We start from the raw sequence: 12675 nt of genomic DNA, 5'->3' as shown, positions 1-12675 counted from the left end.
CAAAAAATTAGAAATTTGCAATTTCCTCATCAATGTAATGAAGAAGGGCGTTCAATCGTTGTTTAATCATCATCATATATCCAACCTATCTGGTACAAGGTGATGTTATATAGCTTCCTGTAGCAGGACATGATGATTATTGCTGATTTATATCTTTCATGAATTTCCCTGCCAATAAATAGTCTCTTCGAGGTTTATTTATTGCATCATATTTAGATACAAAACAGGCAAAAATAAAAAACAATCCAATAACAAACATCATCACTTTAAATTAAATCATTGATTTTAAATGTAATTATTTTTCTGGATTGATGTTGGCAATAATTATAGTATTGATAATTATCATCAATGGTGATCATACCTTTTAGTTATTTTGACTATAAAAAATTTCTTCCACAGCCACGATAGATATCGTTAGTTAATGTGGATTAACCATCTTACTAATATGTTTTTTCCAATAACATGAGAATGGAATCACATGATGGGTGCTACGATTGATAAGGGCAATATATCTGCCGATACGTTGTCTTCTGCCTTTGACTGTTGTCGATTATTGTTGCAGTTGATTAAAGGTGACGCTCAAGAAACGCCTTCTTTGTCCTCTGATAGCAAGCTGAAATTTGCAGTAAAAGAATACGGTAAAATACATAATGTTGATATGGCATTATGCCGTTTAAAATTCCATCAGCTAACACCAAAACAGCTACCTTTGGCTTTTCGAGACAAACAGGGAGGATTTGTTGTATTAGTACGCCTTTCTCCTGATCAGGCGCTGATCCAATCTCCTTATTCCGCTTCACCTGAAGTACTCCCTATTGATGAGCTTGAAGCCAGATGGAGTTGCGAAGTAATCCAGTTGCGGGAGGGTTGCCACAGGTTTGATGTTTCCTGGTTTATTCCTGCCTTTATTCATCACCGTCACCTCCTCGGTGAGGTGCTGATTTTCTCCCTGATGCTGCAACTACTCGCGCTTGTGGCGCCTTTGCTTTTCCAGGTAGTGATGGATAAGGTGCTGGTACACAGGGCATTGTCTACTCTGGATGTGCTGGTGATCGTGCTAATAGTGGTAGGAGTGTTCGAGGTGATACTCCGAGGGTTGCGTGAATACCTGTTCGCTCATACCGCTAACCGTATCGATATTGCCTTGGGTGTTAAATTATTCCGGCATTTGCTGGGGTTGCCTCTGCTCTACTTCAAACACCGTCAGGTAGGTTCTATTATCACTCGGGTACAAGAGCTTGATAGTATTCGTGACTTTTTGACTGGCTCTATGCTGACCTTATGCGTAGATGTTGCCTTCACTTTTATCTTCTTCGGAGTCATGGCCTGGCTGTCATGGCCTCTGACTTGCGTGGTACTGGCGTTATTGCCTCTCTATTTCTTGCTGGCCTGGTTGAGTTCAAAACCGCTGCAACAACGGATTGAACAGCAGTTCCAGACTGCGGCCTGCAATACTTCTTTTTTGAACGAATCTGTTAGCGGTGTCGAAACCATCAAGAGCCTGGCAATGGAACCCAATATGCAGCGGCGTTGGGAATCTCAGACCGCAAATAGGGTTGCAGCCAGTTTCCGTACTCAGGTTCTTAATAGCTTTGTCAGCCACGGGGTGATGTTGCTACAGAAGGTAACGAGTGTCGGGATTATCTGGTTAGGAGCGAACAAGGTTATTGCTCTGGAGCTTACCATTGGTCAGCTAATCGCGTTCAATATGATGGTGTCACACATCAGCCAGCCTATCGCTAAGATGATCGATATGTGGCAGCAGTTTGTCCTGACCAGAGTCGCTGTTGACAAGCTTGGCGACATGCTCAACCTGCCTGTTGAGCAGGCACAGGGGGATATTTATCCCCAGACGCCGCTCAACGGTGATTTACAGCTGCGTAATTTGGTGTTCCGTTATCAACCCGATCAAGAGCCTGTACTGAAAGGGATCACTCTGCATATCAAGGCCGGCGAGTCTTTGGGAATAGTTGGTCCTTCCGGCTCAGGAAAAAGTACTCTGGCCCGCCTGCTACAGAGACTTTATGTTCCAGATGGAGGAGAGATCTTGATCGATGGTATTCCTCTGCATCAACTCAATCCTACCTGCCTGCGTAGCCAGATCGGTGTCGTATTGCAGGAGAATTACCTGTTTAACCGCAGTGTGCGCCATAATATTGCACTCAAGGATCCCACTGCTTCGTTGGAGGACGTGATAGCTGCTGCCAAATTAGCAGGTGCTCATGATTTTGTCCTCCAGTTGCCTCTGGGTTATGACACTGTGCTGGCTGAAGCAGGTAGTTCTCTGTCTGGAGGGCAGCGCCAACGCATTGCTATCGCTCGGGCGCTGATGGCTAATCCCAAGATTTTGATTTTTGACGAGGCGACAAGCGCCCTTGATGATGAGTCTCAAGCCTTAATCCAGGCCAACATGGCTGAGATTTCTCAGGGACGCACCGTTATCACCATTGCTCACCGCCTGTCTACGGTGCGTGACTGTGATCGCATCATCACGATAGAACAGGGCCAGATCACTGAATCGGGCAGCCATCACCAGTTGCTGGCGAAGGGAGGTTGCTACGCCAGACTGTGGCAGTTGCAACAGGAACTGCGGCAGGAGGTGGTGTGATGTTGTTTAACCATCTGAAAACCGCACTTTTGGCCTGGCGTCAGGAACGTTATGCACCCAAGGCACCAAAGCGTACCCGTGACGAGTACGAGTTTCAACCCGGCTACCTGGAGATCGTCGAACGCCCTCCAGCACCTTGGGCAAGGCTCACTGCGGGGGCGCTGACGCTGTTACTGCTAATCGCTTTGATCTGGTCAATTGTTGGTCGTCTGGATATCCATGCTAATGCTGTGGGAAAATTACTTGTGTCCAGCAATTCGAAGGTAATTCAGCCCGTTGAGGCCGGTGAAATTGCAGAGATATTGGTTCGTGATGGCCAGAGAGTAAAAGCGGGCGATGTACTTATTACACTCAACCCCCTAGGCGTTGAAGCTGAATTGAAGGAGTTGCAGGAGCAGCTGAACTTCAAACAGTTGGCGCAGGCGAGGTTACAGGCCCTGCTGACCGATGCACCTATCGCAAATTTCGTGGTTCCGCAAAGTATGCCGCCCGCACAGGCCATGCAAGCGAAAGAGCATTTGGCGAGTATCTGGAAAGAAGTGGTTGCCAATCTAGACAGTCTGGATGGCGAAATGAAGGTTAACCAAGCGAACCAGTACGCCCGTCGTGCCGACATCTCTGCATTAGCGGATCTTGCAGCCAATATCAAGGTACGTCTTGACGCGCACCGGATTCTGGCTACCAAAAAGCTGTTATCAAAAGTTGAGTTACTGGGGCAAGAGAAAGAAAGACTGGAGGTAGAACGTTCTCTTTCTCAACAACATGCCGAATTGGCTGTCCTTGAAGAACAATATCAGGGATTACAGGAAAGCCGAGAGCGCTACCTGGCTAAGATCAAACGTGAATATTATGACCAGTTGAATGAAACTCAGGCTGCAATTGCTGTTATGGCACAGCAGTTAATTAAAACTCGAGAAAGGTTGCGATTGTATACCCTGCGAGCACCTGTCGATGGGGTGGTGCAGCAATTGGCGATCCACACGCGGGGGGGCGTAGTGCAATCGGCCCAACAACTAATGGTGATCGTACCTGATGATACTCTGTTTGAAGCCGAAGTGATGGTCTTGAACAAAGATGTGGGATTTGTGCACGCAGGTCAGCCGGTAGAAATTAAGGTCGATGCTTTCCCTTATACCCGTTATGGCACTGTACGGGGCAAGGTGGCTCATGTCTCTAAGGATGCAGTTAAGGATGAGCAACTGGGGCTGGTATTCCCGGCGCGGGTGCGAATGGAACGAACCTCTATTGCCGTGGATGAGCGTGAAGTCCCATTACAAGCAGGTATGAGTGTTACCGCCGAAATCCGTACCGGCGATAGGCGGGTGATCGACTACCTGATCAGTCCGTTGCAACAGTACCAGTCCGAAGCATTGAAGGAACGATAATGCCAACTATCGAATCTACCCTATTAGAGCCATCTGGCGGAGACGAGTCCACCGTCGTAGATAGTGGGCTTTTGGCTCTGGCCTACGCCGCCCGCCATTTCAATGTGGCGGTGGAGCCGAAGTTATTGAGTCACCGTCTCGGACGCACTCAAGGGAGCACGGACTACCAAGATCTTTGCCGTTGTGCCCAGTGGATCGGTTTGAGGGCTCGCTATATCACCACAGAGATGAGCCGTCTCGAACATCTTCCCCTGCCTGTCTTATTGGATACAGAACAGGGATGGTTAGTACTGGAAAGGGTTGAAGGCGAGTTTGTTGTCTTGTATCAGCCAAACTTGGGTAAAGAGAAGTACTATCCCCGGACTATTCTCGCCGACCATTGGCAAGGCAGGGTTGTGTTACTGGCGGAGGCGGCTGAGCAACCGAAACGACAGAAGTTCGGCTTTGGCTGGTTTATGCCTTCCATTCGTAAACATGCCGCCCAGTTCAGAAACGTGCTCCTCGTGTCTTTGATGCTACAGTTGATTGCCTTAGTCACCCCCATGTTGTTCGAGAATGTGATCGATAGGGTTCTGGTCAGCCGCAGTCTGTCAAGTTTACAGGTGCTCGGATTTGCCATGCTTATTTTGGCCGTGTGCGAGCCTGTTTATAGTTTTCTCCGTTCCTGGCTGTTCGCTAACCTTGCCAGTAAAGTCAACGCTGAGCTTTCCAGTCGTCTCTATCAGCACTTAATCGCTCTGCCAATGGACTATTTCCGGCAGCGTCAGACGGGAGAAATCATCGCCAGAGTGCGTGAAATGAGCCAGATACAACAGTTTCTTACCGGTTCGGCCCTGACGATGGTACTGGATTTGGCCTTTGTCGGCTTGTTTGTGGCGGTGATGTTCTTCTATGCCCCTGAGCTAACATGGCTGGTACTTGGCTCTCTGGTGCTCTATTTCCTGTTCTGGATGGTAGTTGGACCTGTGCTGCGTGCCCGTGTATTGCGGGAATATGAGTTAAAGGCTGATAACACCGCTTTCCTGATCGAATCAGTGACCGGCATTGAAACGATTAAGACCAGCGCTACTGAGGCGGGTTTCGCGCGCCGTTGGGAGCACCAGCTATCTGCGTTTGTTCGTTCCTCGTTTCGTGCCAAAGTGGCAGGACTCCTCGCCGGACAGGGGATAGGGCTGATCCAGAAACTGACCTCCGCCCTGCTACTGTGGTGGGGAGCTATTATGGTGATGGAGGGGAAACTCAGTCTGGGGGAGCTGGTGGCCTTTAATATGCTTTCTGAGCACGTTACCCAACCGATCCTACGCTTAGCTCAGGTCTGGCAGGACTTTCAACATGCTTTAATCTCACTGAACCGGCTCGGTGACATCCTCGATGAAGAGGGAGAAAACGGTAGCGGTGGTCTGGCTTCAATCCCCAGATTGCAAGGTGGAGTGAGCTTCAAAGGTGTGCGTTTTCGCTACAGCGAGGAAGGTCAGGAAGTATTACGTAACCTCAATATCGAAATTAGACCTGGTGAATTTGTTGGGATTACAGGGCCATCAGGTTCGGGCAAATCCACCCTGACGCGGTTGTTACAGCGCCTTTATATACCCCAACACGGGCAAGTCTTAGTGGATGGGATCGACCTGTCGATTACAGATCCGGTGGAGCTGCGTCGCAACATGAGTGTCGTACCCCAAGAGAGTTTACTGTTTTCAGGCTCGGTCGCAGAAAACATCCGCCAATGTCGGCCGCAAGCCAGTGATGCCGAAATGATTCAGGTAGCAACGTTGGCTGGGGCAGACGAATTTATTCGCCACCTGCCACAGGGATACAGCACTCAGGTAGGTGAGAGGGGCGTGCTCCTGTCTGGTGGACAGCGTCAGCGCATTGCTCTGGCCAGAGCCTTGCTGACTAATCCAGGTATTCTGCTACTGGATGAGGCCACGAGTGCCTTGGATTATGAATCGGAAGCGGCGGTGATAGCTAACTTGCAGCACATTGCTCAAGGTCGCACTGTGATCAGTGTTGCTCATCGCCTCAATACCTTGCGCCATGCTGATCGAATTTTGGTACTCGATCAGGGGCAAGTCGTTGAGCAGGGCAGCCACGAGCAATTGCTTACCATGGGCGGACTCTATGCCCGGTTGTGGGCCTTGCAGATGAAAGAGAAAGTAACCCCGTAAAGAGCATCAGTAGGATTTTTTTTATAAGGAGAAGTGTTCATGCCCAATAACAGCTACCCATCACTGCTTGCGCCCGCTCAGGCGGTATCCCGTCAGGGCAGTGCTGATATCCAGCAGTTTGCTATCAATCCTGAATTATTTGCAAAATCCAACACTATCAGTGCCGAGACATTGGTTAGAGCAGGGCGACTCCCGACAGAGGGAAACGCCAAATTGGTGAAAGTTAAGTCAGGCTTATACGAGATTGAATACGCTGATCGAAGCCCGAATGAGATAGCCGGTAGTAATGCTAACAGCGTGCCAGCCTATTTCCTTGGCTATAACGGTGCAAACCAGGCTAATGCGTTGCCGGCCTATGTAGATATTCCCAAACATCCCATTCCGGGAAGTTTTCTGTTCACGGGATCGTTGTCGGGATGTTCACTGGTGGTGACCGACCTTGATACTGATACTTACCGAGTCTATCACGACGGACGGGTCAACAGTTCGCTGCTATATGATAACGTGGTCATGGCAGTGGATTTTAAGGATTATCAGGTAGCAAACACCGCTGAAGGTCTCGCCGCGGCCTACATGCAATACGTTGAGGGTAAATGGCAATTAGTGTTCCAACGTCAGGAGTATCAGCGAGAAGGTCAGAATATTTGGCCGACATTGCGTCGTGGTGAGGAACCCATATTAATTCAGGAAGCTGACAGTCAAGCGACTGAGCGTAGTAAGGCCCAATTTGCCACTTATCGTGAGGAGATCCATCAAAAACTGAAAAAGGCGGCTACAGACTTTAGTGTGTCAGTTGAAGGGATCTCGGATGGTGTATATGAACAAGGAGAATTTTCTCCTCATCATCCGGCAATTGCTGGGTGGATTAAGTTGCGTGACCAGGTCCAGGCCGCGGTCGGAGCAGAAACTCAGCCGTTGGTGGATACCCGCAACACACTCTATGAAAAGCGAAGAAAAACCAGAGACAGTTCTGAGATTTCTCGGATTGATGAAAAGATAAGGTATATCAATATCACGCTGGATCACTACAAGGAGCAATACGATTCAGTTTTGCGTGAAGTGTTTTCTGTGGAACAAAGCTGGTTGTGGCAGCAGATCAAGGCCAAAAACGGTACAGATGCAGTAGTGCAGATTGATGATACCTCTCTCCAAGGTGGACAGGAACACGATTATAACGTGGGCGAGCGTTATGCTATTGTCGAAGCTTACCAGCGAAATGGGTCGAGGAGCACGGAATTTACCGATGGCTTACAGAACTTTCAGGATACTACCATCCCAGGTTTTAACGATGGAATGTCAATCCTGGAGATGAAAAAACTGTTTCTTGACAGCCCGCTTACCCCTAAACAGCGGGGGGCTTTGAGCGGTCGTATTACCGAAATTAGCCGGGCTGAATATATCGACAAGGTATTGAAACAGACAGCGGTGTTCAGCGAAGACTTTCAGCGGGCCGATAGCAGCTTCAGTCGTCTGATACCACAAGATTTTTATCTGTCGTTGGTTGGGGACGCATCGGGTGGCCGCTGTTATCCCCTGGTCAGAGCTATGGCGGTAGCACTCGCCAATGGTGGTGAAACTAGTATCAATAGTCTGGTGGAAAAACTCTTCTTTGCCGCCGCTTCACCCCAGGCAGGCAGTTCCACACTGCTAAAAAACAGTCTGGCAAGGCTGCACTCTAATGTTGAGGCTAGTCAGGCGTCAAAAACGCTGGAAGAGAAGGTTACCTTATCTAAGGTGGTTTCTTTGTTGCAGGAAGCGACTGAAACTTCGACGTTCGCTCTCAATACCCAAAACCATGCCATGATGGTGGGGAGTACTGTCGGCGCTAAAGGGCGTCGTTACTATTTCTATGATCCAAATTTCGGGATATTTGCATTCGATAATTCAGCCAATTTTTTACGTGCGATGGAAAAACATTTAGTGAAGCGTGGCTTGGCTGTTCACTATAGTGCGTTTGGTAGCAAGTCTGCACCTACCTTCAATCTGGTGGAGATCGATCCCGTCAAGATGGCAAGTGTCCCCGTAGGCAATGGCTTAGATGTTGCCGATTTAACCCGTCCCGATGAACTTGCCACTGTGATAGAACAACGACAGTGGGTCAAGCAAGCAGTCAATGCTCAAGTGAAAATTGCCGAGGATGCTCAGTTACGCGCTTCATTGGTTACTCTTGATACCGAACAGTGGGGAGCAAAATTCGATAAGGCCATTACAGCGCTGGCTCAGGAACATAATCTTGATCATCGTTGGATGCCCGTAATTGGCAGCATTAAGGAACAGGAGGAAGGCCGTTATAGTGTCCAATTCATCAATCGCGATCACCTAGAGGAGACGCGTTTGGTGAGCAGTAACGATGCCACTGTTTTTGAATTCCGCCATTTCGTCGATGAACATATGCTCACTCTGGGCAAGCATTTTAACCTTGAACACGGGCAGTTACGGTTCAATGGCGTTGGCGGTGAAGCAGCTCCGGTTGATGGGCTGAATGCTGGGTTTGCAGTACAAACGCTAATCCAGTGGTTTGCCGACAAAAATCGCAATGATGCGGCCCATGAGAATGTTTCGCCTGATCTGGCCACCGCACTCAAAATCCACAGTTACCTTAACTATGCCCAGATGATTCACGCTGGTGTGAACGACGCCACCAACGTTATCGAGTTGGTGCGCACGGCATTACGTGGTGAAGTGGTGGTTGCTGAAACCTCACTCAATCAATTTTCTTCAACTCTGGCTCATACTGCCAATGAAGGCATAGGTGTGCTGCTTGGTGGAGCCTTGGTTGGGTTGGATGCCTATGAGCTAGCCCATGCCGAAACGGATACACAGAAGGCCGTGTTCGGAACCCAGCTCGCATTCGATTCGGCCAGCTTCGTTACAGGTACTGCCGGGGTGGGTGCCGGGATGGTTGGTGCTTCAACGGCCTCCGCTGTATTGGGTGGCGCAGGCGTGCTCCTAGGCGGGCTTGCCGTGGGCTTTACCGCGCTGGCGCAAGCGTTTGGTGCCGTTGCGGAGGATGCGAAAGCAGTAGGTCGTTACTTCGATATGCTCGACAAGGCTTACAAGGGCAATGGCTATCGGTATGACAGCGAGAAGAAGGTGTTGATACCATTAGCCGGCGCTGTGATTAAGACTCTGGATCTGCGCAATAATCAGATTGATTTTGATAGCCAGTACATTTATCGCACCCATTCAGGTCCTACTGGTTCAGGAAAAATCAATTACTTCTTCTGGATCGGCGATTTTCCCAGGATGGTTCATGACCGCAGCCAGGCGATAGAGATACGCAGCGGTATCGGCTACAAGGATGTCTCTCATAAACTCGATCACAGTGACAGTAGCGTATTAATCCTGCCGGGGACACCTAAGTCCTTCATCAGGTACGAATATATGCAACTTCCTGGGGCAACGACACGTCACGATACGGGATTTGATGTTATCCGCAGACTCGAAGAGGATAAACGTTTCGATTACGATTTCTACATCTTCCCAGGTGAAGCGACGATCCGCAGGATCCATCAGGAATTTGTAGCAACACCGATTGAAGTGGTACTCGATCAACACGACAGGAAACTGATAGTGCCTGAGCTTCCCAAAGAACTGCACGGCTATCTGCATTACGAGATTAAGGGTGCAGGGGGCGAGTACCTGATCGGGTTGAATGAAGGCACCAGCGTGAAGCTCATAAGTGACGTCTCCAACGTGGATGGCAGTAACCCTGTATCGTCGCGCTGGATCATCGATAGCAGCCAGCTCGCCAGTAATACTATCAGCGTCTCGAAGGACCGATTGGTAGTCGGTGGCGTAGTGGTCGAACTCGATCCCTCTCAGAGCGGTCAGGTATTGATAGTCAACGGCAAAAATGAGGTGAGTAAAGTCGATTTTTCCAATCTGACAACGCAGGTGATAAGCGAAGATGCGAGCAAGTGGCAAGTGCCCGGCCAGCAAATAGAGCAACACCTCAATGCTCTGGCCGAGGCGCATCAGTTACACGGGCAGTATGTGGTAGTGGAGAACTACAATCACAACGGGCATGATGTTGGCCGGGCTTTCTATGATGTCTCCAGGAAGCGGATGCTGTTCACCGATACTCCCCACGAACAAGCTAAACATGCTCAACTGGGCGCGGTGGTGGGTGACCATGCTTATTTCTACGATGCCGATAATGCGGTAGCGTGGCGGGTAGACATTGCCACTGGACAAGTTAACGCACAGTTTGAGCCATGGTTCAACCAGAATGCAGGCAAGATTAGTCGGTTATGGCAAGAAGGTGATGCAGTCTACCTGGCGCGCCGTTATCAGTTGAAGGAAAGAGAAGCTGAGTTGAGCTACCGGATCACCGGTGATCGCATGGAGTTAGTTAGTGCGGTGGGTGATGATGAGTTACTCCAGCTTTCGGCAAACAGAGATCGGCATGGTGATGCACTTAAGACTATACTTCGAGGTTACGAGAGCAATAGCACACAACGTGAGACTTCGGTGTATACACTGGGTGCGCGGCTTATCCAACCGACCAGTGCCGAGCTGGTCACTCTATTCGGGACGGATGCGGCCGGTGTAGCACATCGTTACTGGATACGTAGCGATGGAACACTGATTAAACCGAATCTGGCACCCCCGAAGGAACAGACCTTACACTTTAACGAGGACGAACAGATCCGCAGTGCCTGGCAGATCCCGGCTGACCTTGTGTTAGCGGGAAGCATTTCCCGCCCCGTTGGTACGGAAGTATTCTTCTTCTACAGTAAAGAGCAGAATGCTTTGTTCCGTCAGGAAGGCCCAGGTCAGGCTGTTTTTGACGCTAATCACCCCACTGCCTTGCGCATCAACACACCACCGTTAGCCAATGTAGTCAACCTGAATGGTAGCCTGCTCGCCATCACTGAGGATGGGCGAGTAGCGCAACTTGATGCATTGGGGCAGCTTAACTACGAAGCCGTTAACGAGCATTGGCTCAAGGGGCGTACCCACTGGTGGCAGGATCTGGCGAGTGTCACAAATGGGGGGACCACTCTGGCGGTATTTGGCGTCAAGGGCAGCGATGGCAAAAGCGTGTTGCCCGTGTGGTATCACAATGGACAAGTAGTTGTGGCTTCAACAACACTACAGGATAAATCGCTACAGTTCCTGGGATTCGAAGCTGATGGCACCTCTGCGCGGCTCTTTGAACCTGGAAGTGGTAAGTTATATCACCAACCCGCTATGACTACGAATGCGCTGGCGACTGCCTTTGGTTCTGATCTTGTACTTAATACTTCGGCACAACTTCCCGTTGCCAGTGAGTTGACACCTGAGTTATCTCTTAAGGCGGCACAACAGGTCGATGCTGGAATACGTCTGATCACCGTTAAGGGTGAGATCTTGGTACGAGCCAATACGGGTGAATTGCGATTAGTTGGTGTTGATAAAGACTGGCATCAGAACAATGCGGCTAATTTATCACAGGCACTCACTGAACTTGCTGCCCAATGGCATGCCAAAGGGGTACTGACCTTGCAAAATAACAATATGCAAGACTGGTTTGATATTGGCAGCAGTCAGGTCTTTTCAGGTAATGGCATTCCCGTTTCAGGCAATCTGCGCTTTCTGGGAATCAATGCCAAAAATAAGGTGGCATATGTGTATAACCCGGTGACGCAGGAGTTATACCAGAGCGATAGCAGTGGGGTAAGAATACTCAATAAATCCATTGGAATGGAGCGAATCAAGTCATCCTTATTACTTCAAGGAGGCGAAGCCAGTGATAATCTAACGCTACCGATCATCGATGGTGTCGATAGTCTGGTGCTGTATGGTGGAGCCAATCACGATACCTATCGATTCAGTAAAGAGATGTGGACTCACTACCGTACAGTGATCATCGACAATAACGATCCGAGACAGTCTTTAGATCGTCTGATCTTACCGATAGCTAATCTGAAAAATGTTCTCGTGAACCGACACGATGATGACTTGATGTTGACCGACTCTGGCACAGGAACAGCATTGGTGGTGCGTCAGGTATTTGGTAATCAGGCCAAATCTCATCAGCATTTGCATATTAACGTGGAGGGAATTTCGTCGGCGATTAATGTGGCCCATCTAGTCGAGAACATGAGTAAGCAAGGAGATATGTTGATGGATTTATCCTGGGCCAGCAGGCAGTCCAATATTACCGCTCATACCGACACTACTGTTTCAGCGATAGAAAGCCCAAGTCTGGTGAAGTTGAGCGAAGCTATGGCTTCATTCCCTGATATGGGAGGGGCTTACGAGTATTTACGGCAAAATATACAACCGGCTAAGGCCGAACAACCACTTTTGTTGCCTAACTCCAACTCTGTCATAGGATAAGAACGAGAAATAACAGGAGGGGCTAAATGCCTCTCCTATTTCTGTGTTTACTCAACGAAACTGCTTGTGATGTTCAGCTCTACTATCCCAAACTTTCATTGTAAAACTCAAGCCCCTTTCAACATATCAAACACCACTCGCGCAAACCCTTTTGCCAGCTCAGGGTTAGACATCTGCACACCTTTGGAAG

General features: G+C 49.2%; 4 protein-coding genes and 1 pseudogene. 4 read left to right on the top strand and 1 reads right to left on the bottom strand.

Annotated elements, in window-relative coordinates; all coding sequences use genetic code 11:
* The first annotated feature begins 478 nt into the window (after window positions 1-478).
* Window positions 479-2608, top strand: a complete 2130-nt coding sequence (locus IQ209_RS09650) for a type I secretion system permease/ATPase (RefSeq protein WP_304952575.1) — start codon at window positions 479-481, stop codon at window positions 2606-2608.
* Here the strand turns inward: IQ209_RS09650 and IQ209_RS18755 are convergent.
* Window positions 2557-2736 (bottom strand): annotated as a pseudogene (locus tag IQ209_RS18755) (hypothetical protein); the annotation flags it as partial. The gene IQ209_RS09650 and the pseudogene IQ209_RS18755 overlap by 52 nt on opposite strands.
* Between IQ209_RS18755 and IQ209_RS09645 the strand changes: the two are divergent.
* Genes IQ209_RS09645 through IQ209_RS09635 form a run of 3 tightly spaced genes read left to right on the top strand, consistent with a single transcriptional unit; the run spans window position 2716 to window position 12485 of the window.
* Window positions 2716-3993: an HlyD family type I secretion periplasmic adaptor subunit gene (locus IQ209_RS09645; RefSeq protein ID WP_228005808.1), complete on the top strand. Its 1278-nt coding sequence runs from the start codon at window positions 2716-2718 to the stop codon at window positions 3991-3993. The pseudogene IQ209_RS18755 and the gene IQ209_RS09645 sit on opposite strands and share 21 nt — an antisense overlap.
* The gene (locus IQ209_RS09640) at window positions 3993-6158 is read left to right on the top strand and encodes a type I secretion system permease/ATPase (RefSeq protein WP_193851098.1); all 2166 of its coding nucleotides are present in this window, start codon (window positions 3993-3995) and stop codon (window positions 6156-6158) included. Before IQ209_RS09645 ends, IQ209_RS09640 begins: the two co-directional genes overlap by 1 nt.
* Window positions 6159-6197: 39 nt before the next feature.
* Window positions 6198-12485, top strand: a complete 6288-nt coding sequence (locus IQ209_RS09635; protein ID WP_193851097.1) for a TcdA/TcdB pore-forming domain-containing protein — start codon at window positions 6198-6200, stop codon at window positions 12483-12485.
* Window positions 12486-12675: the final 190 nt, after the last annotated feature.

This window comes from Xenorhabdus sp. BG5 (genome assembly GCF_015163665.1).
In the GTDB taxonomy this organism is placed as follows: domain Bacteria; phylum Pseudomonadota; class Gammaproteobacteria; order Enterobacterales; family Enterobacteriaceae; genus Xenorhabdus.
Note: the sequence above shows the minus strand (reverse complement) of the source record. Positions and strands in the feature narration are given on the sequence as shown.